Source organism: Pseudomonas kairouanensis (assembly GCF_004682055.1).
Classification (GTDB): domain Bacteria; phylum Pseudomonadota; class Gammaproteobacteria; order Pseudomonadales; family Pseudomonadaceae; genus Aquipseudomonas; species Aquipseudomonas kairouanensis.
In genome coordinates this window covers 1-25,852 of sequence record NZ_QUZU01000006.1, presented here as the reverse complement: position 1 = coordinate 25,852, position 25,852 = coordinate 1, and the positions used below count along the sequence as shown (strand labels likewise).

Genomic DNA, 25,852 nt, shown 5'->3' with positions numbered 1-25,852 from the left:
TAGTGTGCTTTTACGGGTTCAATCGCCGATTTTTACAACTAATTACAAGCTCAATATAGAGTTCAATTTCGGCTCAGGGAAGCAATAAACGATGCCAATGTCCGCCGTTCTCGAAAACACAGCCAAAACAAAAACCCAAAGACAGTGGCTGGCAGGCCTGGTCACCAGTGTGATGTTCCTGATCGTGTGCCTGAGTTGGGGCACCACCTGGCTGGGGATCAAGATCGCCGTCGAGAGCGTGCCACCGCTGACCTCCGCCGGCCTGCGCTTTCTGATCGCCTTCCCGCTATTTTTGTGTTTTGCCCTGGTGCGCCGCGAGCCCATCCTGTTTCCCCGTGAGAGCCGTTGGTTCTTCGTATTCGTGACCCTGTCCTACTTCAGCGTTCCCTATTACTTGCTCAACTACGGCGAGATGCACGTCTCCTCCGGCCTTACCGCCCTGCTGTTCAGTTGCATGCCGGTGTTTATCCTGATTTTTTCCGCGCTGTTCCTGCGCGAGCGCATTTATTTCTCCCAGGTGGTCGGCATCGGCATCGGTTTCGGCAGCCTCTACATGATCATCAAAAGCCAGGGCCTGCACCTGGATCACGCCGAATTCTTCGGGGTACTGGCCATCCTCACAGCCGCGATCATGCATGCCCTGTGCTACGTGATTACCAAGCAGAAAGGCAGCGCCATCAGCGTGATCACCTACAACACCCTGCCCATCGGCATTGCCGGGCTGATGCTGTTCGTCGCCGGCCTGTGGTTTGAAACCCCGACCTTCGACGCCATCACCCTGCGGTCCTGGGGCGCGCTGTTCTACCTGGGGCTGGTGGCCTCGGTGGGCGGGTTCATCGTGTACTTCATGCTGCTCAAGCGATTGAGCCCGATCATCCTGTCGTTCGTGTTCATCATTTTTCCGGTGTTCGCCGTGATCATCGGCGCCTGGTACGAAGGCGTAGCGATTTCCCGCGACCTGATGCTGTACTCGGCCATCCTGCTGGCCGGCTTTGCGATCACCAAGTTGCCCGTTGAAAAACTCCTGGCCAAGAAAAATTGACCCTCCATCAACGGGAGAGAAACATGGACGTCCTCCACCCCCAAGCCCTGGAACGCATCTACGCCCACGCCAGCCGCAGCTACCCCGAGGAGTGTTGCGGTTTTGTCTTCGCCGACGGCAGCGTGTACCTGGGCAGCAATATCCAGAATGAGCTGCACCGCAAGAACCCGCAGGCGTACCCCCGCAGTGCGGCCAACGGCTACACCTTCTCGGTGGCCGACACCCTGCTGATGAACAAAGCGTTTCGCAGCGACAACCCGGTGGTGGTGATCTACCACTCTCACCCGGATGTGGGTGCCTATTTCAGCCAGGAAGACCAGGACAAGGCGCTGTACATGGGCGAGCCGATCTACCCCGTCAGCTACCTGGTGGTCGACGTTCGCCAGGGCCACGCCCTGGGCTCCAAGCTGTTTGCCTGGGACGGCAAGCAGTTCGCCCTCAACCCTTTCAACGACCTGCACACGGAGTTGTCCATGAACGCTGTCTCTTTCCCCGACATTCTGGTTCGCGTGGCCAAGCTGCCGGAATCGACCCTCACGGGCACCGGATCGACATTGCGCGAAGTCATTGAAAACCTCTGCGACAGCCACCCGCAGCTGCGCCCGCACCTGTTTCACGAGACCAATAACCAGCTCAAGGAGCACTTCCTGTTTACCGCCGAGCAAGCGCTTATCGAAGCGGACGACGTGCTGCCTGAACACGCCACTATTGAAGTGCTGCTCGCCACTTCAGGCGGCATGGATGTCGACACCCTGAGCAATGAAGAAGTCCAGCGCTACGTGCGCCACATCACCCTGCCCGGCGTCGGTCGCGAAGGCCAGTTGAACCTCAAGAAAGCCAAGGTGCTGATCATCGGCACCGGCGGCCTGGGCTCGCCCATCAGCCTGTACCTGGCGGCGGCCGGCATCGGCACCCTGGGCCTGGTGGATTTCGACGTAGTGGAAAGCAGCAACCTGCAACGCCAGATCGTCCACGGCAACAGCACGCTGGGCATGCCCAAGGTCGAATCCGCCAGGCAGCGCCTGCAGGACCTTAATCGGCATATCCAGATCAATGCCCACGACACCGCCCTTGACGCCGACAACGCCCTGGAGCTGGTGGGCGCCTATGACCTGGTGATCGACGGCACCGATAATTTCGACACCCGCTACCTGGTCAACGACGCCTGCGTCCAGCTCGGCAAACCCCTGGTGTACGGCGCCATCTACCGCTTCGACGGGCAGATCAGCGTGCTCAACTACCAAGGTGGGCCGTGCTACCGCTGCCTGTTCCCCAAGGCGCCGCCGGCTGAATTGGCCCCCAATTGCAGTGCCGGTGGCGTCATCGGCGTGCTGCCCGGCGTGGTCGGGATGATCCAGGCCACCGAGGCGATCAAATTGCTGATTGGTATTGGTGAGCCCTTGTCCGGACGCTTGATGCGCTTCGATGCACTGGCCATGAAATTCAGCGAAATCCGCTTCAAGCGCCGCGCCGATTGCCCCTGCTGCTCGGCACTGCGTCGCGGTGACACCCTCGCCCCGACGGCCTGCGCCGATGGCGTTCCGAGCCAACCGTCCCTGGCCGAAGAGCGCTACATCAAGCCCCGCGTACTCAAGCAGTTGCTCGATCACCCGCGCAGCGCCGATGTACTGCTGGACGTGCGCGACGCCAGTGAACTGGAGGTGTGCAAGTTGCCAGGCGTGGTGCACATCCCCCTGGCCGAACTGGACGGGCAACTGGGCAACCTCAGCCGCGACAATACCCACTACCTGATCTGCTACGCCGGCACCCGCGCCGAGCAGGCCGCCAGCACGCTGTTGGCGGCCGGGTTCGCCAATACCAAAGTCCTGCAGGGTGGCATGAAACATTGGGTTCGCGACGTCGAACCCGACATGCCGCTGTACTGAGCCGGGAGCTGACAGATGTTGCACAACTCTATTCTCGATGCCATCGGCCACACCCCCATTGTGCGCCTGGCGCAGTTTTCCGAAGACCTCGGCATCGAGGTCTACGCCAAGCTCGAATCCCTCAACCCCGGTGGCAGCCACAAGGCGCGCATCGCCCTGGGCATGATCCTCGACGCCGAGCGCCGTGGCGTGCTGATCCGCGACGCCGGGCAAACCATCATCGAGCCCAGTGGTGGCAATACCGGCATCGGCCTGGTGATGGCAGGCAACGTGCTGGGTTACAAGGTGGTGCTGGTGATCCCCGACAACTACAGCCCCGAAAAACAGAAGCTGCTGCGCCTGTACGGCGCCAGGGTGGTGCTGTCGGACAGCCGCCGTGGCAACAATTCCCACGGCGAAAAGTGCATGGAACTGCAGCTGGAAAACCCCAGCTACGTGATGCTCAACCAGCAGCGCAACGGCGCCAACCCACAGACCCATCGCGACACCACCGCGCAGGAAATCCTGCGCAGCTTTGGCGACCGGCGCGTGGACTATTTTGTCAGCGGCATCGGCACCGGCGGGCATATCACCGGCGTCGGCGAAACCCTCAAAGCCGCTTGGCCGGCGGTGCGTGTCATGGGCGTGGAGCCTGAGGAATGCGACCTGCTCAAAAACCAGCACGCGCCGCATCATATCCAGGGCCTGTCGATCGGCCTGATCCCCAGCATCCTCAACCTGGAGGTGATCGACGGCATGCTCAAAGTCTCGCGCCAGGCCTGCATCGACATGATGAAACGCATCATGCGCACCGACGCCATCAGCCTGGGCCTGTCCTCCGCCGCCAACATGGTGGCCATCGCCCAGCTCGCCCCCGAATTGCCGCCCGAAACGGTGGTATTGACCCTGGTCTACGACAATGCCGACAGCTACCTGCCCAGTTTCGAATAACCGGTTTGCCAACCAACCAGAATGCGGGGGTGCCTCCATGGGCGGCTTTATCGACATGCAACAGCTGCACGATGAGTTGCTCACCCACCTCATCAAGACCCTCACGCCCGCACAGATCAAGCACTTGGAGCCGCACCTCGCACCGCTGGTCCAGAACGCCGCCCAGGCGGTGGCCGAGGACCTGATCGCCTACGCCTACCGCGACCCGGCGTCCCGTGGGCGGGGCGAGCTGATCCTGGAGTCCTATGCCTCGTTCAAGGCGGTGTTGTATTACCGTCTGGCGCACCGGGTGTGGCATTTCCCCGACAAGCCCAATGGTGTGTTTTCGCGCATCGCCCTCAAGTTGAGCAACCAGGGCAAGATCCTCTCCGGGGCCGAGATCCACCCGGCGGCGCGCATTGGCCGGCGCTTTGTGCTGGACCACGGCTACGGCACGGTGATCGGCGAAACCTGCGAGATCGGCAACGACTGCTACATCCTCTGCGGCGTCACCCTGGGCGCCCGTGGCATTGCCAACAACCCCGACGGCAAGCGCCACCCGCGCCTGGGCAATAACGTCGAGGTCGGCTCCGGCGCGCGGGTGCTGGGGTATGTGCAGATCGGCGACAACGTGTTTATCAGCCCCTCCTGCGTGATCACCCAGGACGTGCCGGCCGGCACCAAGGTCAAGGTGGTCAACCAGGTTCAATTGCAAAAGAACGATGAATCGGATCACAGCAACTACCTGGGTGCCTTTGCCCTGGATGAGCGCTTGCATGTGGTTGGCGAAATCAACGCCAGCCACAAGATCACGGTACTGGACGCCGACTTCCACCCCTTGCCGGGGCTGATGCTGGAACCCACGGTCAAGGAGCGCCATCACCTGCAATTTCGCCTGCACCGCGTGGAGTCGGGTAGCCCTTCGCCGCGCCTGCCACTGAACCTGAAAGTCTGCGGCCCGGAATTCGAGGTCACCCTGCTCTCTCCCCCTGGCTTGAGTGCAATGGTGCGATCCCTGTTGCAAGCCAGCCCACTGATCGTCGGAGGTTGAACATGTCTGTGCACACCATGGAAACACTCGCGCTGTACGACAGCGCGCCCTACCAGAGCGCCTTCAGCGCACGGGTGATTGCCGTCAGTGAACACGGCGTCGCCCTGGAGCACACCTTGTTCTACCCCACAGGCGGTGGGCAGCCAGGCGACACCGGGCACTTCACGTTCGAGGACGGCACGCGGATCGAGGTTACCGGCACGGTGCGCGACCCGGTGCTGCGCTCGATCATCTGGCATCAGGTAGAGCAATGGCCTTCGCAGTTGGTCGCGGGCGCGCAGGTGGAAGCTGGCATCGACTGGGACCGGCGTTACCAGCACATGAAGATGCACACCTGCCTGCACTTGTTGTGCTCGATCATCGACGCCCCTGTGACCGGTTGCAGCATCAGCGCTGATAAAGGTCGCCTGGATTTCGACCTGCCAGAGATGACCCTCGACAAGGACAGCATCACCCGCGACCTCAACGTCTTGATCGAGCAGGGCCACCCGGTAAAAACCCTGTCCATGCCCGCCTCGGAGTACTCCACGCTGTTGCAGATCACCCGCACCCAGGCCGTCGCGCCGCCGGTGGTTCAGGGCTCGGTAAGGGTCATTGAAATTTCCGGTATCGATATCCAGCCGTGTGGGGGCACCCATGTGATCAACACCGAGGAAATCGGCCGGGTGTTTTGCGAGAAGATCGAGAAGAAGAGCAAGCACAACCGCCGGGTAATCTTGCGGTTTGAATAGATTCTGAAACCGTACACGGTCCACATGTGGGAGCGGGCTTGCTCGCGAATGCGGTGTGCCAGCTACATTTTAGGTGACTGGCACACCGCCTTCGCGAGCAAGCCCGCTCCCACATTGATCGGGTTCCCACAGATCAACATGCACTGTTGGTCAGATTACGAACAGGTCCACGAACCGGTTGACCGGTGTGGCCTCAAGCTTCGCCTGATCCTTGCACAACGCAAAAATCTCGCCACTGCGCTGTGCGGTAAACCGCGTGGCCAGGTTGGCCTTGAACTTGTCTTCCAGCAACGGGATGCCGTCCGCCCGGCGACGGCGATGGCCAATGGGGTATTCCACCGCCACTTGCTCGGTGCTGGAGCCATCCTTGAAGAACACTTGCACGGCGTTGGCGATGGAGCGTTTGTCGGCTTCCAGGTATTCGCGGCTGTAACGGGAGTCTTCGACGATCACCATCTTGTCGCGCAACTGATCGATGACCGGGTGCGCCGCGTGGAACTCATCCTCGTAGTGCTCGGCCACCAGGTTGCCAAATGCCAACGGCACGGCGGTCATATATTGCAGGCAGTGGTCGCGGTCGGCGGCGTTGGCCAATTGGCCGACCTTGGAAATGATACGAATCGCCGATTCATGGGTGGTGATGACGATACGCTCGATGTCATGCAGGCGATCCTTCACCTGAGGGTGCAAGGTCACCGCCGCTTCACAGGCGGTTTGTGCATGGAACTCGGCGGGGAAGCTGATCTTGAACAGCACGTTTTCCATCACGTAGGTGCCATAGGGTTGGGACAGGCTGAAGCTGCGTTTGTCTTCGGGCTTGAGCGCCAGGTCCTTGTTGGTATGACTGAACAGCACGTCATAGAACCCCCACTGCGGTGCGCTTAGTACACCTGGAATCCCCATTTCCCCGCGCAGCGCGATATCGGCCAGGCGCACGCCACGGCTCGATGCATCCCCGGCCGCCCACGACTTTCGCGAACCGGCATTGGGCGCATGGCGATAGGTGCGCAGCGCCTGTCCATCCACAAAGGCATGGGACAACGCCGCCAACAGTTGCTCACGGTTGGCGCCCATCAGCTTGGCGGTCACCGCGGTGGAGGCGACTTTCACCAGCAACACATGGTCGAGGCCGACACGGTTGAAGGCGTTTTCCAGGGCAATCACGCCCTGGATCTCGTGGGCCATGATCATGGCTTCCAGCACTGCACGCACGGTCAGCGGCGCATCGCCATTGGCCACGCGCTTTTGCGACAGGTGATCGGCCACGGCCAGGATGCCGCCGAGGTTGTCCGAGGGGTGGCCCCATTCGGCGGCGAGCCAGGTGTCGTTGTAGTCGAGCCAGCGCACGATACAGCCGATATCCCAGGCGGCTTTGACCGGGTCCAGGCGCAACGAAGTGCCCGGTACACGGGCGCCGAACGGCACCACCGTCCCTTCCACGATAGGCCCCAGGTGCTTGGTGCACTCGGGGAAACGCAAGGCCAGCAGGCCGCAGCCCAAGGTGTCCATCAGGCAGTTGCGGGCGGTGTCCAGTGCGTCCTGAGAGTCGATGCGGTAATTGAGGACGTAATCGGCGATGTCCTGCAACACCTGGTCGTAGTCGGGGCGGTTGTTCTGGTCGACGTTGGCGCTCATGGCAGTGCTCCAAAAAATGGGTTGGGATAGTCCTCAGGGTCACGGTTGTCAAAATGCAGATCTTGGATGCCTGCCTTGGAATAGATGACCCCTTGTGGGAGCGGGCTTGCTCGCGAATGCGGCGTGTCAGCCACAGATGTGTTGACTGATCCACCGTATTCGCGAGCAAGCCCGCTCCCACATTGGGCCGGTGCATGTCGCTAAAATGAGTCGCCAGGGACGCGCACAAAACCTTCCATCAACACCCGCGCACTACGGCTCATGATGGCCTTCTTCACCACCCATTCGCCGTTCACTTGGCTCGCCTCAGCCCCCACGCGCAACGTACCGGACGGATGGCCAAAGCGCACCGCATTGCGCTCCACACCACCGGCCGCCAGGTTGACCAGGGTCCCGGAAATCGCCGCCGCCGTGCCAATGGCCACCGCCGCCGTGCCCATCATGGCGTGGTGCAACTTGCCCATGGACAGCGCGCGTACCAGCAGGTCCACATCACCGGCCTTGATCGCCTTGCCGCTGGAGGCCACGTAGTCCGCTGGCTTGGCCACAAACGCCACCTTGGGCGTGTGCTGGCGCTGGGCGGCTTCGTCCAGGTGTTTGATCAGGCCCATGCGCAGCGCGCCGTAGGCCCGTACGGTTTCAAACATTGCCAGGGCTTTCGGGTCGCTATTGATCGCGCCTTGCAGTTCGGTGCCGGTGTAGCCCAGGTCTTGGGCGTTGATGAAGATGGTCGGGATACCGGCATTGATCAGCGTGGCCTTGAAGGTGCCAACGCCGGGTACTTCCAGGTCGTCCACCAGGTTGCCGGTGGGGAACATCGAGCCGCCGCCGCCCTCTTCTTCTGCCGCCGGGTCCATGAATTCCAACTGCACTTCGGCGGCCGGGAAGGTGACGCCGTCCAGTTCGAAGTCACCGGTTTCCTGCACCGCGCCGTCAGTGATCGGCACATGGGCGATGATGGTCTTGCCGATATTGGCCTGCCAGACACGCACCACGGCCACACCGTTGTGGGGCACGCGGGCCGGGTCGACCAAGCCAGCGCTCACGGCAAACGACCCCACTGCCGCCGACAGGTTGCCGCAGTTGCCGCTCCAATCCACGAACGGCTTGTCGATGGAGACCTGGCCGAACAGGTAGTCCACGTCATGATCAGCGCGGGTACTCTTGGCCAAGATCACCGTCTTGCTGGTGCTGGAGGTGGCGCCGCCCATGCCGTCGATCTGCTTGTCATAGGGGTCGGGGCTGCCGATCACCCGCAGCAGTAAGGCATCGCGTGCAGCGCCCGGTACCTGCGCCGATTCGGGCAGGTCCGTGAGGCTGAAAAACACGCCCTTGCTGGTGCCGCCACGCATATAGGTGGCGGGGATCTTGATTTGCGCTACGTGTGCCATGGTTATCCTCTTCAGGCCGTCGCCGCCGATTCCAGGAAGTCCTGGGCGAAACGCTGCAACACGCCACCGGCTTCGTAGATCGAGACTTCTTCGGCGGTGTCCAGGCGGCAGGTCACCGGCACTTCGACACGTTCGCCATTCTTGCGGTTGATCACCAAGGTCAGTTGCGCACGCGGGGTGCGCGCGCCGACCACGTCATAGGTTTCGCTGCCGTCGATCTTCAAGGTATGGCGATCGGTGCCCGGCAGGAACTCCAACGGCAACACGCCCATGCCCACTAAATTGGTGCGGTGGATGCGCTCGAAGCCTTCGGCGGCAATCGCTTCCACACCCGCCAGGCGCACGCCCTTGGCCGCCCAGTCGCGGGACGAACCCTGGCCGTAATCGGCACCGGCGATGATGATCAGCGGCTGCTTGCGCTCCATGTACGTCTCAATGGCTTCCCACATCCGCGTGACCTGGCCTTCCGGCTCGATGCGCGCCAGGGAGCCCTGCTTGACCTTGCCGTCTTCCAGCACCATTTCGTTGAACAGTTTCGGGTTGGCGAAGGTGGCGCGTTGCGCGGTCAGGTGGTCGCCCCGGTGGGTGGCATAGGAGTTGAAGTCGACTTCCGGCAGGCCCATTTTTGCCAGGTATTCGCCAGCGGCGCTGTCGAGCATGATGGCGTTGGACGGCGACAGGTGGTCGGTGGTGATGTTGTCCGGCAGCACTGCCAGGGGGCGCATGCCCTTGAGCGGACGGGCCCCGGCCAGCGCGCCTTCCCAGTAAGGCGGGCGGCGGATGTAGGTGCTTTGCGGGCGCCAGTCATACAGTGGCGCAACTTTCGGGCCGGTGTCTTCGTGGATGGCGAACATCGGGATGTAGACCTTGCGAAATTGCTCGGGCTTCACCGCTGCCTTGACCACGGCGTCGATCTCTTCGTCGCTCGGCCAGATGTCCTGCAGGCGGATTTCCTTGCCGCTGGCGTCCAGGCCCAGCACGTCCTTTTCGATATCGAAACGGATGGTGCCGGCAATGGCGTAGGCCACCACCAGCGGCGGCGAGGCGAGGAACGCTTGCTTGGCGTACGGGTGGATACGCCCGTCGAAGTTGCGGTTGCCCGAGAGCACGGCAGTGGCGTACAGGTCGCGGTCGATGATTTCCTGCTGGATCACCGGGTCGAGTGCGCCAGACATGCCATTGCAGGTGGTGCAGGCAAAGGCCACCACGCCGAAGCCGAGTTGCTCCAACTCATGGCCCAGGCCAGCTTCTTCCAGGTACATGGCCACGGTTTTCGAACCCGGCGCCAATGAGGATTTGACCCAGGGTTTGCGAGTCAGCCCCAGCTTGTTCGCATTGCGCGCCAGCAGACCTGCGGCAATCACGTTGCGCGGGTTGCTGGTGTTGGTGCAACTGGTGATGGCGGCGATGATCACGGCGCCGTCGGGCATTTGGCCGGGCACTTCTTCCCACTGGCCGCTGATGCCTTTGGCCGCCAGGTCGCTGGTGGCCACGCGGGCGTGCGGGTTGCTGGGGCCTGCCATGTTGCGCACCACGCTGGACAGGTCAAACGTAAGGCCACGCTCGTATTGCGCGCCTTTAAGGTCGTCTGCCCACAGGCCGGTGTGGCGAGCGTATTGCTCCACCAGGGTGACTTGCTCGTCTTCACGGCCGGTGAGTTTGAGGTAGGCGATGGTTTGCTGGTCGATGTAGAACATCGCCGCCGTGGCACCGTATTCCGGGGCCATGTTGGAGATGGTCGCGCGGTCGCCGAGGGTCAGTGCCGATGCGCCTTCGCCGAAGAACTCCAGCCAGGCGCCGACCACTTTTTGCTTGCGCAGGAACTCGGTCAGCGCCAACACCATATCGGTGGCAGTGATGCCTGGTTGCAGCTTGCCCGTGAGCTCTACGCCGACGCTTTCCGGCAGGCGCATCCACGAGGCGCGGCCAAGCATCACGCTTTCGGCTTCCAGGCCGCCGACGCCGATGGCGATCACGCCCAGGGCATCCACATGGGGCGTGTGGCTGTCGGTGCCGACGCAGGTATCCGGGAAGGCCACGCCGTCGCGCACCTGGATCACCGGGGACATTTTCTCCAGGTTGATCTGATGCATGATGCCGTTGCCCGGCGGGATCACGTCGACGTTCTTGAAGGCTTTTTTGGTCCACTCGATAAAGTGAAAACGGTCTTCGTTGCGACGGTCTTCGATGGCGCGGTTCTTCTCGAACGCCTGCGGGTCGAAACCCCCGGCTTCCACCGCCAGGGAGTGGTCGACGATCAGTTGGGTCGGCACCACCGGGTTGACCTGTGCCGGGTCACCACCTTGCAGGGCGATGGCATCGCGCAGACCGGCCAGGTCCACCAGGGCGGTCTGGCCGAGGATGTCATGGCACACCACGCGGGCCGGGAACCAGGGGAAGTCGAGGTCGCGCTTGCGTTCGATCAGCTGGCTCAGGGACGCGTTGAGGGTGGCCGGGTCGCAACGGCGTACCAGGTTCTCGGCCAGGACGCGGGAGGTGTAAGGCAAGGTGGCGTAGGCGCCGGGGGTGATCGCCTCGACAGCCGCACGGGCGTCGAAGAAATCCAGGCGGCTGCCGGGGAGCGGTTTGCGAAATTCAGTGTTCATCGTCAGGACTCGGTCACGGTAGTTGCAAAAGGAAGACCAGCGCCAATCCAGAATTGAAATGCGATCCAAGTGTGGGAGGGGGCTTGCTCCCGATAGCGGTGGTTCAGTTGAAACATGTGTCAACTGACACACTGCCATCGGGAGCAAGCCCCCTCCCACACTTTGATCCGGCTTCCACTTCAGGATCGTCGGTCTTCTTACTCAGCGACGTTCGATTGCCACGAACTTGCGCTGCTCAACGCCGGTGTACTCGGCGCTTGGACGGATGATGCGGTTGTTGGCACGTTGCTCGAATACATGCGCGGCCCAGCCAGTCAGCCGCGAACACACGAAGATCGGGGTGAACAGCTTGGTCGGGATGCCCATGAAGTGGTACGCCGAGGCATGGTAGAAGTCGGCGTTGGGAAACAGCTTTTTCTGTTCCCACATGGTTTTGTCGATGGCTTCGGAAACCGGGAACAACACCTTGTCGCCCACTTCGTCGGCGAGTTTTTTCGACCAGCCCTTGATCACTTCATTGCGCGGGTCGCTGTCTTTGTAGATCGCGTGGCCAAAGCCCATGATCTTGTCCTTGCGCGCCAGCATGCCCAGGGTGCCTTCGACCGCCTCTTGAGCCGACGAAAAACGCTCGATCATTTCCATTGCCGCTTCGTTGGCGCCGCCATGCAACGGGCCGCGCAGGGAGCCGATGGCCGCGGTGACGCAGGAATACAGGTCGGACAGGGTCGAGGCGCACACACGGGCAGTGAAGGTGGAGGCGTTGAACTCGTGCTCCGCGTAGAGGATCAGCGACACGTTCATGACCTTGACGTGCAACTCGCTCGGCGTCTTGCCGTGCAGCAGGTGCAGGAAGTGGCCGCCGAGGGTTGGCTCGTCGGTCACGCAGTCGATGCGTTTGCCATCATGGCTGAAGCGGTACCAGTAACACATGATCGCCGGGAACGCGGCCAGCAGGCGGTCGGTGACGTCGCGCTGCGCGCTGAAGTCTTTCTCCGGCTCGATATTGCCCAGGAACGAACACCCGGTGCGCATCACGTCCATCGGGTGGGCGTCGGCGGGGATGCGTTCCAGCACTTCCTTCAAGGCCTGGGGCAGGTCGCGCAGCTTGGCCAGCTTGGCGCTGTAGTCGGCCAGTTCGGCCTGGGTCGGCAATTCGCCGTACAGCAGCAGGTAGGCAACCTCCTCGAACTGCGCATCGGCGGCCAGTTCGCGCACGTCATAGCCGCGATAGGTCAGGCCGGCTCCGGCCTGGCCCACGGTGGACAATGCCGTCTGCCCGGCCACCTGGCCACGCAGGCCGGCACCACTCAGTACTTTTGCTTCAGCCATGTCGGTTCTCCAATCTTGAATTTATTAGGGAGGCTGTTCTTTACTTCTTGGCTGCGAACAGCGCGTCGAGCTTTTGCTCGAAGGTGTGGTAGTCGATGCGATCGTAAAGCTCCATACGGGTTTGCATGGTGTCGATCACGTTCTGCTGGGTGCCGTCGCGACGGATCGCGGTGTAGACGTTTTCGGCCGCCTTGTTCATCGCGCGGAACGCCGAGAGCGGGTACAGCACGATGGAAACATCCGCCGATTTCAGTTGTTCGGTGGTGTACAGCGGCGTGGCGCCGAACTCGGTGATATTGGCCAGGATCGGCGCCTTTACCTTGGACGCAAACAGCTTGTACATCTCCAGTTCCGTGATGGCTTCCGGGAACACCATGTCAGCGCCAGCTTCGATGCAGGCGGCGGCACGTTCCAGGGCCGACTCCAAACCTTCCACGGCCAGGGCATCGGTGCGCGCCATGATCACGAAGCTGTCATCGGTGCGCGCATCCACGGCGGCTTTGATGCGGTCGACCATCTCCTGCTGGGACACGATTTCTTTGTTTGGGCGATGGCCGCAGCGCTTGGCGCCCACCTGGTCTTCGATATGGATGGCGGCAGCGCCGAACTTGATCATCGACTTGACGGTGCGCGCCACGTTGAACGCCGAGGAGCCGAAGCCGGTGTCCACGTCCACCAGCAGCGGCAGGTCGCACACGTCGGTGATGCGGCGCACGTCGGTGAGCACGTCATCCAGGCCGGTGATGCCCAGGTCCGGCAGGCCGAGGGAGCCGGCGGCAACACCGCCACCCGACAGGTAGATCGCCTTGAAACCGGCACGCTTGGCCAGCAACGCATGGTTGGCGTTGATCGCGCCGACCACCTGCAGGGGATGTTCACTGGCGACCGCGTCACGGAAACGCTGGCCGGGTGTGCTTTTATTGTTCGAACTCATGACTCACCTCTATCAGTAGCACCGCCTGGGAAATGACGGGCAATGTTGCGTTTGGACGCGCCGATGTGGCGGCGCATCAGCAGTTCGGCCAACTCACCGTCGCGGTCGGCAATCGCATCAAGAATGCGGTGATGCTCGGCGAAGGCCTGGCGTGGACGATTGGGGGTGGCGGAGAACTGGATGCGGTACATGCGCACCAACTGGTACAGCTCGCCGCAGAGCATTTGCGTGAGGGTGCGGTTGCCGGCGCCTTGAATTATCCGGTAATGAAAATCGAAGTCGCCTTCTTGCTGGTAATAGCCAAGGCCCGCCTGGAAGGCTTCGTCACGCTCGTGGGTGTGGAGCACCTGGCGCAGCTCTTCGATTTCAACATCGGTCATACGCTCGGCCGCGAGGCGGCAAGCCATGCCTTCGAGGGACTCGCGAATTTCGTAAAGCTCGATCAGTTCGGCGTGGCTCAACGACACCACCCGTGCGCCCACATGGGGAACCCGTACCAGCAGGCGCTGGCCTTCCAGGCGGTGGATGGCTTCACGCAGCGGGCCACGGCTGATGCCGTAGGTGCGGGCCAGTTCCGGCTCGGAGATTTTGCTGCCGGGGGCGATCTCACCCTTGACGATGGCGGCCTGGATACGACGGAAGACGTTCTCCGACATTGTCTGGGATTCGTCCGACATCGCCACCACGGCTTCCGATTGATCCAGCATATTGTCGACACCTTTAAAATCAATGTGGCAAAAACTAGCCAATCAGCCCCTGTTAGTCAAAGAATAAATGAACATTGTCGACAATCGTCTAATAACCACTTCTGCACCCTTCAAGGGCATGGCCGCCTGCCAGCGCTGGCGCCAGAAAAGCATCATGTTAGAATGCCCGCCGCTTTTGCCTGACATCACTGGATGAAACGGCGTACGAGGGAGTTTGCGCAGTAATGCCAGTCGCCTTGAACCACACATCGCACTGCATAGCCTCAGGATTTATGAGACTCAAGCCCTTCCTTCTATTGTTCTGCCTGCTGCTGACACCAGGCCTTGGCGTTGCCGCCGAGAAGACCGTGTACGGCCTCAATGAATACGCCCAACTGGCCGGCATCGACCTGGAAGTCGCCGCCAAACTGGACACCGGCGCCAAGACCGCCTCCCTCAGTGCCCGCGATATCAAGCGCTTCAAGCGCAATGGCGAATCCTGGGTGCGCTTCTACCTGGCCATCGACACCGCCCATTCCCACCCCATCGAACGCCCGCTGGCCCGCGTCAGCAAGATCAAGCGCCGCGCCGGTGACTACGACCCCGATGAGGACAAGAACTACACCGCCCGCCCAGTGATTGCGCTGGATATCTGCATGGGCACTGCTCTACGCAGCATCGAAGTGAACTTGACTGACCGCAGCGCATTCCAATATCCGCTGCTGATCGGCTCCGAAGCGCTCAAACGCTTTGATGCGCTGGTCGACCCCAGTCTTAAATATGCAGCAGGCAAACCTGCCTGCGCCGCCGACGCTCATACCGCCGAGTAAACCGAATGCGCTCTCTTACCCTGCACCTGAAAATCCTGATCGCCATCCTGGTGGTGCTGGGTATTTCGGTCACCGCCTATCAGATTTTCGTGCTGGGGATCCCCGTCACCGAGGACGCCACCGACGACTTGTGGAACATCGACGCCAAGGTCGAGTTCGTCGCCAACCCCAAGGACCCGGTGAAGATCCAGATGTTCGTGCCGCCGCTGAGCCGCGACTTCGTGAGCCTCAATGAGAGTTTTATCTCGAACAACTACGGGGTGAGCGTCAACCGCACCGATGGCAACCGCAAGGTCACCTGGTCGGCACGCCGCGCCAAGGGCAACCAGACCCTGTATTACCGCCTGGTGCTGACCAAGCGCTACAGCGGCGAAAAGGTCAAGGTCAAAGGCCCGACGTTCCGCGACAGCATCGCCGTGGAAGGCCCCGAGAAAATCGCCGCCGAAGCCCTGCTGGCGCCGATCCGCCAGCACTCGGCCGACGTCGAGACCTTTATCACCGAAGCCATCAAGCGCACCAACAACCTCAACGACGACAATGTGAAGCTGCTGCTGGCGGGCGACCCGTCCACGCCGCACAAGGCCAAGATCGTCGAATTGCTGCTGTCCATCGCCCACGTACCGGTGGAAAAAGTCCACACCATCCGCCTGGTGGCCGACCAGCCGCAAACCCCGGAACTGTGGCTGCGCAGCTTCAACGGCAATGACTGGCTGTACTTCAACCCGGAAACCGGCGAACAAGGCCTGCCTTCCGACCGCCTGCTGTGGTGGACCGGTGATGAAAACCTGATCACCGTCGATGGCGGCAAGAAAGCCATGGTGACGTTCAGCCTGAACAACAGCGAAATGAACGCGATTCGCCTGGCCAAGCTGACGGACGAGAACACCGACGCCAACTTCCTCGAATACTCGCTGTACGGCCTGCCGCTGCAAACCCAGCAGACCTTCATGATCATGGTGATGATCCCGATTGGCGTGCTGGTGATTCTGATCCTGCGCAACCTGATCGGCCTGCAAACGCTGGGCACGTTCACCCCGGTGCTGATTGCCCTGGCATTCCGCGAGACGCAGCTGGGCTTTGGGATTGTGTTGTTTACGATTATTACGGCGTTGGGGCTGTCGTTGCGCTCATACCTGGAACATTTGAAGCTGCAGATGCTGCCAAGGCTGTCGGTGGTGCTCACATTCGTGGTGGTGCTGATCGCGGCCATCAGCCTGTTCAGCCATAAGCTGGGCCTGGAGCGCGGCTTGTCGGTGGCGCTGTTCCCGATGGTGATTTTGACCATGACCATCGAACGCCTGTCGATCACTTGGGAAGAACGCGGCGCCAACCATGCGCTGAAAGTGGCGATTGGTACGCTGTTCGCCGCGTCCCTGGCGCACCTGATCATGAGCGTGCCGGAGTTGGTGTACTTCGTGTTCACCTTCCCGGCGATCCTGCTGATCCTGGTGGGCTTCATGCTGGCCATGGGACGTTATCGCGGCTACCGCCTGACGGAACTGGTGCGTTTCAAGGCGTTCTTGAAGGCTGATAAGTAATGTTCGGTTTCTGGAAGACCTGGAAGGCCCTGGAAGCGCGGGGAATCATGGGCATCAACCGGCGTAACGCCGACTACGTGCTCAAGTACAACAAGCGCAGCCTGTACCCGATCGTGGATGACAAGATCATCACCAAGGAACGGGCCATCGCCGCTGGTATCCATGTGCCAGAAATGTACGGGGTGATCTCCACCGAAAAGGAAATCGACAAGCTCGACGAGATCATTGGCGGGCGCAGCGACTTCGTGATCAAACCCGCCCAGGGCGCCGGCGGTGACGGCATCCTGGTGGTGGCAGACCGGTTTGAAGGGCGCTATCGCACGGTGTCCGGCAAGATCATCAGCCATGAAGAGATCGAGCATCAGATCTCCAGCATCCTCACCGGCCTGTATTCCCTGGGCGGCCACCGCGACCGCGCGCTGATCGAATACCGCGTGGTGCCCGACCAGATCTTCAAGAGCATCAGCTACGAAGGCGTGCCGGATATCCGCATCATCGTGCTGATGGGCTACCCGGTGATGGCCATGCTGCGCTTGCCGACGCGCCAGTCCGGCGGCAAGGCCAACCTCCACCAGGGCGCCATTGGCGTGGGCGTAGACCTGGCCACCGGCCTGACGCTGCGGGGCACCTGGCTGAACAACATCATCACCAAGCACCCTGATACCACCAACGCGGTGGATGGCGTACAACTGCCCAACTGGGACGGCTTCATGAAACTCGCGGCAGGTTGCTATGAGTTGTGTGGGCTGGGTTATATCGGCGTGGACATGGTGCTGGACCAGGAGAAAGGCCCGCTGATCCTGGAGCTGAATGCGCGACCGGGGCTGAATATCCAGATTGCCAATGATTGCGGGCTGACCTTGCGCACCCATGCGGTGGAAGCGCGCCTGGAAGAATTGAAGGCCGCTGGCGTGACGGAAACCCCGGAAGAACGGGTGAAGTTCGTGCAGCAAATGTTTGGGCATATTCCGCCGGTTGAAGGCTAAACACCCAATCCAATGTGGGAGGGGGCTTGCCCCCGATAGCGGTAGTTCAGTAACAAATATGCTCGCTGACACACCGTTATCGGGGGCAAGCCCCCTCCCACATTTGAAACCGCGCTCTAGGACCAAACCCTTCGGCAGACTACAATCTCCTCCCCCAAGCCAACGGCTGATCCATCCCACGCATGTCGACCTGCTCCGTACACCCACTGCCCTATCGAGCCAACCCCGCCGAGTATTTTGCGGCCATTCGCCATGCACCAGGCTCTGTGCTGCTGGACAGCGGCCGGCCCGCTGCCGAGCGCGGGCGTTACGACCTGCTCAGCGCATGGCCTGTGGAAACCTTGACCGTATCGCCCAACGAAAGCGGCAGCGATTTCCTGCAACGTCTTCGGCAAAACCTCACGCAACTGGGTGAGGCGAATTTACCCGCCGGGTACGAACTGCCCTTTGCCGGCGGTTTGATCGGCTATTTGAGCTACGACTTCGGCCGCCATCTGGAGCAGATGCCCACCTTGGCCACCGACGACCTGCACCTGCCGGATGCACGCTTTGGGCTATACGCCTGGGCGCTGATCAGCGATCACCAGGCGCAGACCAGCCAGCTTGTCTTCCATCCGGCATGTGTCGATAGCGAGCGCCAACGCCTGATTGGGTTGTTCAGCGCACAGACCCTCGATACCCCGGCTACCTTCAAACTCCAAGGCCCCATGGCCCCGGACCTCACCGCCGAGGCTTATCGCCAGGCCATTGTGCGCATCCAGGACTACATCCAGGCCGGCGACTGTTACCAGGTCAACTTTGCCCAACGCTTTCGTGCGCCGTGCAGCGGTGATCCGTGGGCGGCTTATTGCGCCTTGCGCGAGGCTTGCCCTACTCCGTTCTCCGGGTTCCAGAGCCTGCCGGATGACGGCGCAGTGTTGAGCCTGTCGCCAGAGCGCTTCGTGCGCATCAGCGAGCGACAAGTCGAAACCCGCCCGATCAAAGGCACCCGCCCCCGAGGCTTAACGCCCGAGGAAGACGCCGCCAACGCCGCCGAACTGCTGGCCAGCCCGAAGGACCGCGCCGAAAACCTGATGATCGTCGACCTGTTGCGCAACGACCTCGGTCGCACCTGCCGCACCGGCTCGGTGAGCGTGCCAGAGCTGTTCAGCCTGGAAAGCTACCCCAACGTGCACCACCTGGTGAGCAGCGTCATCGGCACATTGGCCGACGACAAAGACGCCCTCGACCTGATCGCCGGCAGCTTCCCCGGCGGCTCCATCACCGGCGCGCCGAAGATCCGCGCGATGCAGATCATCGATGAGTTGGAGCCGACTCGACGCGGGCTCTATTGCGGCTCACTGGTGTACCTGGACGTGCGCGGCGAGATGGACAGCTCCATCGCCATCCGCAGCTTGTTGGTTAAAGACGGGCAAGTGTGCTGCTGGGGCGGCGGCGGGATTGTCGCGGACTCTGAGTGGGAGGCGGAGTATCAGGAGTCGCTGACGAAGGTGCGGGTGTTGTTGCAGACACTGGAAGGTTTGTAGTGACTGGGCTGGCCTCATCGGGAGCAAGCCCCCTCCCACACTCGATCGCATTCCAAAGGATGTACTCGGTCAAATGTGAGAGGGGGCTTGCCCCCGATAAGGCCATCAGCCACGCCGCATAACCTACAGGCTCAACTGCCGATTCGATGCCTTGATAAATTCCTGCTTCAAATCCTCAAACGTATGCACCGCCGGGAACTGCGGGAACTCGCGGATCACATTCTCTGGCGCATGGAACAAAATCCCACGGTCGGCTTCGCCCAGCATGGTGGTGTCGTTGTAGGAATCGCCCGCTGCGATCACGCGGTAGTACAGACTCTTGAAAGCCAGCACCGACTGGCGCTTGGGGTCTTTCTGGCGCAGTTGGTAACTCACCACCCGGTCGGTTTCGTCGGTGATCAGGCGGTGGCACAGCAAGGTCGGGAAACCGAGTTGGCGCATCAAAGGCTGGGAAAATTCGTAGAAGGTGTCGGACAGGATCACCACCTGGAAGCGCTCGCGCAGCCAGTTGACGAACTCGATGGCGCCGTCCAGCGGCTTGAGGGTAGCGATCACTTCCTGGATGTCGGCGAGCTTGAGCCCATGTTCGTCGAGGATGCGCAGGCGTTGCTTCATCAGCACGTCGTAGTCGGGAATGTCCCGCGTGGTGGCCCGCAGGGATTCAATACCGGTTTTTTCGGCGAAGGCGATCCAGATTTCCGGAACCAGTACCCCTTCCAGGTCGAGACAGGCAATTTCCACAAGACACTCCCATTTAGATGTTGTTGGTTGAGCGAGCAAAAGGACTGCCGAACTCTAGCGATTCAAGCTCGCCGCCGCAACGCAGAGCGGATTTTGATACCATCGCTTCCCTATAGAGCGCTCAGCGCCACTGACCTTGTAGGAACCGTCCTGATGAACCAAGCTTTCGACGTCGCCGAACTCGCCGCGACCTATGCCAACAAGTCTGCCCAGGACATTCTCAAGCTGGCTTTCAGCCAGTTTGGTGATGACCTGTGGATTTCCTTCAGCGGCGCCGAGGATGTGGTGCTGGTGGACATGGCCTGGAAGCTGAACAAGAACGTCAAGGTGTTCAGCCTCGACACCGGTCGCCTGCACCCGGAGACTTACCGGTTTATCGAGCAGGTGCGTGAGTTCTACAACATCGACATCGAACTGATCTCGCCAGACCAGAGCAAGCTGGAACCCTTCGTCAAGGAAAAGGGCCTGTTCAGCTTCTACAAGGACGGCCATGGCGAATGCTGCGGCGTGCGCAAGATCGAGCCGCTGCGCCGCAAGCTGTCTGGCGTGAGCGCCTGGGCCACCGGCCAGCGCCGCGACCAGAGCCCCGGCACCCGCAGCCAGGTGGCGGCGCTGGAGATCGATTCGGCGTTCTCCACGCCGGAGCGCACGCTCTACAAGTTCAACCCGCTGGCGCAGATGACCAGCGAGGAAGTCTGGGGCTACATCCGCATGTTGGAGCTGCCATACAACAGCCTGCATGAGCGCGGGTTTATCAGCATTGGCTGCGAGCCGTGCACGCGCCCGGTGCTGCCGAACCAGCATGAGCGCGAGGGGCGCTGGTGGTGGGAAGAGGCCACGCAGAAGGAATGCGGGCTGCATGCGGGGAATATCATCAGCAAGGCGTGAAGCTGATGCGATAAACAGGTCGGCGCGGTTTGTGTGGGAGCGGGCTTGCTCGCGAAAGCGGTGTATCAGTTGATGTATTCATCACTGGCACATAGCTTTCGCGAGCAAGCCCGCTCCCACATTTGTTTCGCATTGCCAATTCAATATGTACACATACCTGTAACCATCGGTGCCATTTATGTGTGCAATTTCTCTTGGCTTGCACCATTGCGTAACACCTCTGCCCTCCTCTGTTTCACCTTCGCGAATCGCCTTGTTCCCACCGAAAAATAAATACCTGTTCAAACGGTCAATTTATATTTCTTCTAATTCAGCAAGTTACTAAAACAACCTATAAAAACGAAATTACCCAAGGCTTTCATAGATCGAAAACTGGCACGCATGTGGCTTAAGGTGAAAAGAGCTTTGTATACAATAAATACAAAACCTACATACACTTTGCCATCTGCGGCTCGCTCGCTGATGAGCTGGAGCCTGCCGGAATGCGTACAAGCCTCTCGAATAACATCGCACTGGATCTGCCCTCCTCCCTGAACACCACGGCCCCCGGCCCGTTGGTCCTAAGCCCGCGCCTGCACAACAAGGACCTGGCGCCTACCAAGGTCGAAGGTCGGCGCTGGGGCCGCTACAGCATCTTTGCGTTGTGGACCAACGACGTGCACAACATCGCCAACTATTCCTTCGCCATTGGCCTGTATGCATTGGGCCTGGGCGGCTGGCAGATTCTGTTGTCCCTCGGCATCGGGGCGGCGCTGGTGTACTTCTTCATGAACCTGTCGGGCTATATGGGCCAGAAAACCGGTGTGCCGTTCCCGGTGATCAGCCGCATTAGTTTTGGTATCCACGGCGCACAGATTCCGGCGTTGATCCGTGCAGTGATCGCGATCGCCTGGTTTGGTATTCAGACCTACCTGGCCTCGGTGGTTTTCCGCGTGTTGCTGACGGCCATTCATCCAGGCTTTGCCGAATACGACCACGACTCGATCCTCGGCCTGTCGTCCCTGGGCTGGGCCTGTTTCGTGGCGATCTGGCTGGTACAACTGGTGATCCTGGCTTACGGCATGGAGATGGTGCGCCGTTATGAAGGCTTCGCCGGGCCGGTGATCCTGCTGACGGTGGCTTCGCTGGCCGGCTGGATGTATTTCCAGACCGGCGGCAACATTGCCTGGTCGATCCGCGAGCCGCTGAGCGGCGGCGAGATGTGGCGCAATATCTTTGCCGGTGGCGCGTTGTGGCTGGCGATCTACGGCACGCTGATCCTCAACTTCTGCGATTTCGCCCGCTCCTCGCCGTGCCGCAAGACCATCCAGGTGGGTAACTTCTGGGGCCTGCCAGTGAACATCCTGGTGTTTGCCGCCATCACCGTGCTGCTGTGCGGCGGGCAGTTCCAGCTCAATGGCCGAGTGATCGAAAGCCCCACCGAAATCATCGCCGCTATCCCGAATACCTTCTTCCTGGTGCTGGGTTGCCTGGCGTTCCTGATCGTCACCGTGGCGGTGAACATCATGGCCAACTTTGTCGCACCGGCGTTTGTGCTGAGCAACCTGGCGCCCAAGTACCTGAACTTCCGTCGCGCCGGGTTGATCAGCGCCATGGTGGCGGTGCTGATCCTGCCGTGGAACCTCTACAACAGCCCGCTGGTGATCGTGTACTTCCTCTCCGGCCTGGGCGCGCTGCTGGGGCCGTTGTACGGGGTGATCATGGTCGATTACTGGTTGATCCGTAAAAGCCGGGTAGATGTGTTGCAGCTGTATAGCGAAGACCCGAACGGGGCTTATTACTACAGCCGCGGGGTGAATTTGCGCGCCGTGGCGGCATTTATTCCTGCAGCGGTCATCGCCATTCTGCTAGCCCTGCTGCCTGGTTTTGCCAGCGTCTCACCGTTTTCCTGGATGTTTGGCGCCGGGATTGCAGGGTTGCTGTACCTGCTGATCGCCAAGCGCCAGCCGTTCTACGCCGATGTCAGTGGCGAAAGCATTGCCGTCGATAACGTCAGTCATTAATAAGGACCTCCCATGCGTATCCTTGTGGTCAACGTCAACACCACCGAATCCATCACCGACACCATTGCCCAGCAGGCACGAGCCGTGGCGGCACCGGGTACTGAGATTGTCGGGCTCACGCCTTACTTCGGCGCGGAGTCGGTGGAGGGCAATTTTGAAAGCTACCTGGCGGCTATAGCGGTGATGGACCGGGTGATGGCCTACGACCAGCCATTCGATGCGGTGATCCAGGCCGGCTATGGCGAACATGGCCGTGAAGGCTTGCAGGAGTTGTTGAACGTGCCAGTGGTGGACATCACCGAAGCCGCCGCCAGCACTGCAATGTTCCTGGGCCACGCCTATTCGGTGGTGACCACCCTGGACCGTACCGTGCCGCTGATCGAAGACCGCCTGAAACTCGCCGGGCTCTACCAGCGTTGCGCCTCGGTGCGGGCCAGCGGCATGGCGGTGCTGGAGCTGGAAGAAGACCCGCTGGCCGCCATGGAGGCCATCGTACGTCAGGCCGAGTTGGCGATCAGCGAAGACAAGGCCGAGGTGATCTGCCTTGGCTGCGGCGGCATGGCTGGGCTGGATGAGCAGATCCGCCAGCGTACCGGTGTACCGGTGGTGGATGGGGTAACGGCGGCGGTGACGATTGCCGAGTCGCTGGTGCGGTTGGGGTTGTCGACGTCGAAGATCAGGACTTATGCGACGCCGAGGCCGAAGAAGGTGATTGGCTGGCCGGGCGAGTTCGGCCGCTGAAGATCCAATGTGGGAGGGGGCTTGCTCCCTCCCACATTTTGAGCCGTGTACAGTTTTAGATTGCGCTGAACCGCTGACCTAACCGCTGCTCGGTAAACTGCTCGATGATGAAATCCACAAACGCCCGCGTCTTGCCCGGCAGCAATTTGTGCTCGGCGTAGTAGATGGAAATGTTGCCGTCATCCACATACCAATCCGGCAACACCCGCACCACCGCGCCACTGTCCAGAAACGGCACGGCCATCGGCATGCTCACCAACGCAATCCCCAAACCCTGGGCGCTGGCGCAGCAGGCGGCTTCGGAGTCGCTCATGGTCATGCTGGGTTTGAGCACCAATGGGCGGTGTTCACGTTCGCGGCTGGTCAGTTGCCATGAGCGGATACGCCCGGTCTGCGGCGAACGGATAAGGATGCCGTGGCAGTGGGACAGGTCTTCGGGCGTTCGCACCGACGTGCACCGCGCGAGGTAATCCGGCGAGGCCACCAACACGCGGTGTGCAGGCGTGAGCTTGCGCGCCACCACGCCCTGAGGCAGCTCGAATCCACCGCCGATGGCCGCATCAAAGCCCTGGCCGATCAAGTCCACCTGGCGGTTATCAAAATGCCAGTCCGGGCTGATATCCGGGAAACGTTGCATGAACGCCCCCAACAGCGGCACCACATAGCGATTGCCAAACACCGTGCCCATGCTGACCTTGAGCGTGCCCACCGGCCGCCCTTCGGCGCTGGCCAGGTTGGCCACGGCATTCTGGATGGTGGTGAGGCTGCCACTGACTTCGTCGAGGAACAGCTTGCCCGCTTCGGTCAGGGTAAGGCGCCGGGTGCTGCGCTGGAACAGGCGCACCCCCAAGCGCGCCTCCAGCTTGGCGACGCTCTTGCCGACCGCTGCCGGGGTGAGGCTCAAGTGCCGCGCTGCCTCGGCAAAACTGCCACCCTCAGCGCTGCGCACAAAGCATTCGATACTGCCAAAGCTTTCCATCTCACCCCACTCTAAACTTTTGGTTTACACAGACTATAGCAATCACGGTCTACCGGGGTGGGTCGGTGAGGTCGATACTCGGCTCCAACAACAAGGCATTCCGCCTTGAACAGCTAGGAGATCGACATGACCACACAAAACCTCAGCGGCAAAGTCGCCTTGATTCAAGGCGGTTCCCGCGGCATCGGCGCCGCCATCGTCAAGCGCCTCGCCGCGCAGGGTGCAGCAGTTGCCTTTACCTACGTGAGTTCGGCCGCCAAGGCTGAAGAACTGCAAAACAGCGTGATCAGCGAAGGCGGCAAGGCCCTGGCGATCCACGCCGACAGCGCCAGTGCCGAAGCAATCCGCAACGCCGTCAACGCCACCGTCGAAGCCTTTGGGCGCCTGGACATCCTGGTGAACAACGCCGGTGTACTGGCCATCGCACCGCTGGAAGACTTCAAGCTGGAAGACTTTGACCAGACCCTGGCAATCAACGTGCGCAGCGTGTTTATCGCCACCCAGGAAGCGGCCAGGCACATGGGTGACGGCGGCCGGGTGATCAATATCGGCAGCACCAACGCCGAGCGCATGCCCTTTGGCGGTGGCGGCCCCTATGCGATGAGCAAAGCAGCGCTGGTGGGCTTGACCAAAGGCTTGGCGCGCGACCTGGGGCCTAAGGGCATCACCATCAACAATGTGCAACCTGGGCCGGTGGACACCGATATGAACCCGGCAAACAGTGATTTTGCCGAGAGCTTGATTGGGTTGATGGCGGTGGGCCGGTATGGCCATGTTGAAGAGATTGCCAGCTTCGTGGCTTATCTTGCAGGCCCAGAGGCCGGTTACATCACGGGTGCGAGCTTGACCATCGATGGTGGTTTCAGCGCCTAAGCTGCCAGGAACACTGCAAAACCAAATGTGGGAGCGGGCTTGCTCGCGAATGCAGTGGATCAGTCGATTAATCTGTCGACTGACACTCCGCTTTCGCGAGCAAGCCCGCTCCCACACTTTTTACCGCGTTTTATTCAGCGCATTGGTGGTAAGCCATACGCCGCCAAATCAAACTCTGCGAGTTTGCGAATGATCTGGTCAGCATGGTGATACTTGCTGTCCGCCATGGCCTCATCAGGCACAGCGATGGCCGTCATGTTGGCAGCCTTCGCCGCCGTCACACCAAACGGCGAATCCTCGAACACCAGGCAGTCCTCAGGCGCCACACCCAGGCGGCGCGCAGCAGTGAGGAAGATATCCGGTGCAGGCTTGGCCGCGCCCACTTCCGGGTCGTCAGCGGTGACGATGGTGTCGAACAAGCCAAACCACTCGCGGTGCAAGGTGGTCTTGTGGCCAAACGAATTGCGCGACGAACTGGTGCCCACAGCAATCGGGATATTGTGCGCCTTCAAGTGCCGCACCAAGGCTTCGGCGCCGGGCATGCCCC

The 25,852-nt window shown here is 61.1% G+C and carries 22 protein-coding genes; 13 read left to right on the top strand and 9 right to left on the bottom strand.

Translation table 11 applies throughout. The annotated features are described in order from the left end of the window. Positions 1 to 148: 148 nt before the first annotated feature. The 5 genes from DYL59_RS07140 to DYL59_RS07120 are packed head-to-tail and all read left to right on the top strand — an operon-like array spanning position 149 to position 5,619. Complete coding sequence (locus tag DYL59_RS07140; RefSeq protein WP_167496665.1) at positions 149 to 1,042, top strand: DMT family transporter; 894 nt, start codon at positions 149 to 151, stop codon at positions 1,040 to 1,042. A gap of 23 nt (positions 1,043 to 1,065) precedes the next feature. Then, positions 1,066 to 2,928, top strand: a complete 1,863-nt coding sequence (gene moeB / locus DYL59_RS07135) for a molybdopterin-synthase adenylyltransferase MoeB (RefSeq protein ID WP_135288538.1) — start codon at positions 1,066 to 1,068, stop codon at positions 2,926 to 2,928. Between the two features lie 15 nt (positions 2,929 to 2,943). Further along, a complete protein-coding gene (locus DYL59_RS07130) occupies positions 2,944 to 3,858 on the top strand; it encodes a PLP-dependent cysteine synthase family protein (RefSeq protein WP_135288537.1) in 915 nt (304 codons plus the stop codon). 37 nt (positions 3,859 to 3,895) lie between these two features. After that, complete coding sequence (locus tag DYL59_RS07125) at positions 3,896 to 4,888, top strand: serine O-acetyltransferase (protein ID WP_135288536.1); 993 nt, start codon at positions 3,896 to 3,898, stop codon at positions 4,886 to 4,888. Positions 4,889 to 4,890: 2 nt separating this feature from the next. Further along, positions 4,891 to 5,619 (top strand): alanyl-tRNA editing protein, encoded by a 729-nt coding sequence (locus tag DYL59_RS07120; RefSeq protein ID WP_135288535.1) that lies wholly within the window; start codon positions 4,891 to 4,893, stop codon positions 5,617 to 5,619. 150 nt (positions 5,620 to 5,769) lie between these two features. On the opposite strand, the gene prpD is transcribed toward DYL59_RS07120, so the two are convergent. The 6 genes from prpD to DYL59_RS07090 form a co-directional block, all read right to left on the bottom strand. Next, on the bottom strand, positions 5,770 to 7,254 hold the full coding sequence (prpD, locus tag DYL59_RS07115; RefSeq protein ID WP_135288534.1) for a 2-methylcitrate dehydratase: 1,485 nt from the start codon (positions 7,252 to 7,254) through the stop codon (positions 5,770 to 5,772). A gap of 200 nt (positions 7,255 to 7,454) precedes the next feature. Then, on the bottom strand, positions 7,455 to 8,645 hold the full coding sequence (gene prpF, locus DYL59_RS07110) for a 2-methylaconitate cis-trans isomerase PrpF (RefSeq protein WP_135288533.1): 1,191 nt from the start codon (positions 8,643 to 8,645) through the stop codon (positions 7,455 to 7,457). Between the two features lie 11 nt (positions 8,646 to 8,656). Further along, positions 8,657 to 11,251 (bottom strand): Fe/S-dependent 2-methylisocitrate dehydratase AcnD, encoded by a 2,595-nt coding sequence (gene acnD, locus DYL59_RS07105; RefSeq protein WP_135288532.1) that lies wholly within the window; start codon positions 11,249 to 11,251, stop codon positions 8,657 to 8,659. A 201-nt stretch (positions 11,252 to 11,452) separates the two neighbouring features. Continuing rightward, complete coding sequence (gene prpC / locus DYL59_RS07100; RefSeq protein ID WP_135288531.1) at positions 11,453 to 12,580, bottom strand: bifunctional 2-methylcitrate synthase/citrate synthase; 1,128 nt, start codon at positions 12,578 to 12,580, stop codon at positions 11,453 to 11,455. Between the two features lie 40 nt (positions 12,581 to 12,620). Then, positions 12,621 to 13,514, bottom strand: coding sequence for a methylisocitrate lyase (gene prpB / locus DYL59_RS07095; protein ID WP_135288530.1), 894 nt, complete (start codon positions 13,512 to 13,514; stop codon positions 12,621 to 12,623). Next, complete coding sequence (locus tag DYL59_RS07090; RefSeq protein WP_135288529.1) at positions 13,511 to 14,221, bottom strand: GntR family transcriptional regulator; 711 nt, start codon at positions 14,219 to 14,221, stop codon at positions 13,511 to 13,513. The genes prpB and DYL59_RS07090 overlap by 4 nt, the downstream gene beginning before the upstream one ends. A gap of 272 nt (positions 14,222 to 14,493) precedes the next feature. Here DYL59_RS07090 and rloA point away from each other — a divergent pair, with 272 nt between their 5' ends. From rloA to pabB, 4 genes are all read left to right on the top strand, one after another. After that, the gene (gene rloA, locus DYL59_RS07085) at positions 14,494 to 15,030 is read left to right on the top strand and encodes a retropepsin-like aspartic peptidase RloA (RefSeq protein ID WP_135288528.1); all 537 of its coding nucleotides are present in this window, start codon (positions 14,494 to 14,496) and stop codon (positions 15,028 to 15,030) included. A gap of 5 nt (positions 15,031 to 15,035) precedes the next feature. Beyond that, entirely contained in the window at positions 15,036 to 16,568 is a 1,533-nt protein-coding gene (gene rloB / locus DYL59_RS07080; RefSeq protein ID WP_135288527.1) for an osmotic stress tolerance membrane protein RloB, read from the top strand. Further along, positions 16,568 to 17,554 (top strand): alpha-L-glutamate ligase-like protein, encoded by a 987-nt coding sequence (locus tag DYL59_RS07075; RefSeq protein WP_135288526.1) that lies wholly within the window; start codon positions 16,568 to 16,570, stop codon positions 17,552 to 17,554. The genes rloB and DYL59_RS07075 overlap by 1 nt, the downstream gene beginning before the upstream one ends. A 182-nt stretch (positions 17,555 to 17,736) precedes the next feature. Next, entirely contained in the window at positions 17,737 to 19,080 is a 1,344-nt protein-coding gene (gene pabB / locus DYL59_RS07070) for an aminodeoxychorismate synthase component I (RefSeq protein WP_135288525.1), read from the top strand. Between the two features lie 123 nt (positions 19,081 to 19,203). Here pabB and thrH read toward each other — a convergent pair whose 3' ends face one another. Then, positions 19,204 to 19,821, bottom strand: a complete 618-nt coding sequence (gene thrH / locus DYL59_RS07065; RefSeq protein WP_135288524.1) for a bifunctional phosphoserine phosphatase/homoserine phosphotransferase ThrH — start codon at positions 19,819 to 19,821, stop codon at positions 19,204 to 19,206. A 153-nt stretch (positions 19,822 to 19,974) separates the two neighbouring features. On the opposite strand from thrH, the gene DYL59_RS07060 reads away from it, so the two are divergent. The 3 genes from DYL59_RS07060 to DYL59_RS07050 all read left to right on the top strand — a co-directional run bounded on the left by DYL59_RS07060 (position 19,975) and on the right by DYL59_RS07050 (position 23,453). Further along, on the top strand, positions 19,975 to 20,709 hold the full coding sequence (locus tag DYL59_RS07060) for a phosphoadenylyl-sulfate reductase (protein ID WP_135288523.1): 735 nt from the start codon (positions 19,975 to 19,977) through the stop codon (positions 20,707 to 20,709). Between the two features lie 482 nt (positions 20,710 to 21,191). Continuing rightward, on the top strand, positions 21,192 to 22,712 hold the full coding sequence (locus DYL59_RS07055; protein WP_135288522.1) for an NCS1 family nucleobase:cation symporter-1: 1,521 nt from the start codon (positions 21,192 to 21,194) through the stop codon (positions 22,710 to 22,712). 12 nt (positions 22,713 to 22,724) lie between these two features. Continuing rightward, positions 22,725 to 23,453 carry an aspartate/glutamate racemase family protein gene (locus DYL59_RS07050; RefSeq protein WP_135288521.1) on the top strand — a complete coding sequence of 243 codons (729 nt, stop codon included), beginning with the start codon at positions 22,725 to 22,727 and terminating at the stop codon, positions 23,451 to 23,453. Positions 23,454 to 23,508: 55 nt separating this feature from the next. On the opposite strand, the gene DYL59_RS07045 is transcribed toward DYL59_RS07050, so the two are convergent. Further along, on the bottom strand, positions 23,509 to 24,432 hold the full coding sequence (locus DYL59_RS07045) for a LysR family transcriptional regulator (protein WP_135288520.1): 924 nt from the start codon (positions 24,430 to 24,432) through the stop codon (positions 23,509 to 23,511). Positions 24,433 to 24,558: 126 nt separating this feature from the next. Here DYL59_RS07045 and DYL59_RS07040 point away from each other — a divergent pair, with 126 nt between their 5' ends. Then, positions 24,559 to 25,305 carry a 3-oxoacyl-ACP reductase family protein gene (locus tag DYL59_RS07040; protein WP_135288519.1) on the top strand — a complete coding sequence of 249 codons (747 nt, stop codon included), beginning with the start codon at positions 24,559 to 24,561 and terminating at the stop codon, positions 25,303 to 25,305. A gap of 134 nt (positions 25,306 to 25,439) precedes the next feature. Here DYL59_RS07040 and DYL59_RS07030 read toward each other — a convergent pair. Further along, positions 25,440 to 25,852, bottom strand: a 413-nt coding sequence (locus DYL59_RS07030; RefSeq protein ID WP_135288517.1) for an HAD-IA family hydrolase, incomplete at its 5' end; no start/stop codon positions are given.

What these genes read in the sequence shown, in the direction of transcription:
- DYL59_RS07120 (WP_135288535.1), top strand. Translation starts at nt 4,891, where the DNA reads ATGTCTGTGCACACCATGGAAACACTCGCGCTGTACGACAGCGCGCCC.
- prpD (WP_135288534.1), bottom strand. Translation starts at nt 7,254, where the DNA reads ATGAGCGCCAACGTCGACCAGAACAACCGCCCCGACTACGACCAGGTG.
- DYL59_RS07125 (WP_135288536.1), top strand. Translation starts at nt 3,896, where the DNA reads ATGGGCGGCTTTATCGACATGCAACAGCTGCACGATGAGTTGCTCACC.
- prpF (WP_135288533.1), bottom strand. Translation starts at nt 8,645, where the DNA reads ATGGCACACGTAGCGCAAATCAAGATCCCCGCCACCTATATGCGTGGC.
- DYL59_RS07045 (WP_135288520.1), bottom strand. Translation starts at nt 24,432, where the DNA reads ATGGAAAGCTTTGGCAGTATCGAATGCTTTGTGCGCAGCGCTGAGGGT.
- DYL59_RS07055 (WP_135288522.1), top strand. Translation starts at nt 21,192, where the DNA reads ATGCGTACAAGCCTCTCGAATAACATCGCACTGGATCTGCCCTCCTCC.
- DYL59_RS07130 (WP_135288537.1), top strand. Translation starts at nt 2,944, where the DNA reads ATGTTGCACAACTCTATTCTCGATGCCATCGGCCACACCCCCATTGTG.
- acnD (WP_135288532.1), bottom strand. Translation starts at nt 11,251, where the DNA reads ATGAACACTGAATTTCGCAAACCGCTCCCCGGCAGCCGCCTGGATTTC.
- prpB (WP_135288530.1), bottom strand. Translation starts at nt 13,514, where the DNA reads ATGAGTTCGAACAATAAAAGCACACCCGGCCAGCGTTTCCGTGACGCG.
- rloB (WP_135288527.1), top strand. Translation starts at nt 15,036, where the DNA reads ATGCGCTCTCTTACCCTGCACCTGAAAATCCTGATCGCCATCCTGGTG.
- DYL59_RS07040 (WP_135288519.1), top strand. Translation starts at nt 24,559, where the DNA reads ATGACCACACAAAACCTCAGCGGCAAAGTCGCCTTGATTCAAGGCGGT.
- pabB (WP_135288525.1), top strand. Translation starts at nt 17,737, where the DNA reads ATGTCGACCTGCTCCGTACACCCACTGCCCTATCGAGCCAACCCCGCC.
- moeB (WP_135288538.1), top strand. Translation starts at nt 1,066, where the DNA reads ATGGACGTCCTCCACCCCCAAGCCCTGGAACGCATCTACGCCCACGCC.
- DYL59_RS07075 (WP_135288526.1), top strand. Translation starts at nt 16,568, where the DNA reads ATGTTCGGTTTCTGGAAGACCTGGAAGGCCCTGGAAGCGCGGGGAATC.
- DYL59_RS07060 (WP_135288523.1), top strand. Translation starts at nt 19,975, where the DNA reads ATGAACCAAGCTTTCGACGTCGCCGAACTCGCCGCGACCTATGCCAAC.
- prpC (WP_135288531.1), bottom strand. Translation starts at nt 12,580, where the DNA reads ATGGCTGAAGCAAAAGTACTGAGTGGTGCCGGCCTGCGTGGCCAGGTG.
- DYL59_RS07090 (WP_135288529.1), bottom strand. Translation starts at nt 14,221, where the DNA reads ATGCTGGATCAATCGGAAGCCGTGGTGGCGATGTCGGACGAATCCCAG.
- DYL59_RS07050 (WP_135288521.1), top strand. Translation starts at nt 22,725, where the DNA reads ATGCGTATCCTTGTGGTCAACGTCAACACCACCGAATCCATCACCGAC.
- rloA (WP_135288528.1), top strand. Translation starts at nt 14,494, where the DNA reads ATGAGACTCAAGCCCTTCCTTCTATTGTTCTGCCTGCTGCTGACACCA.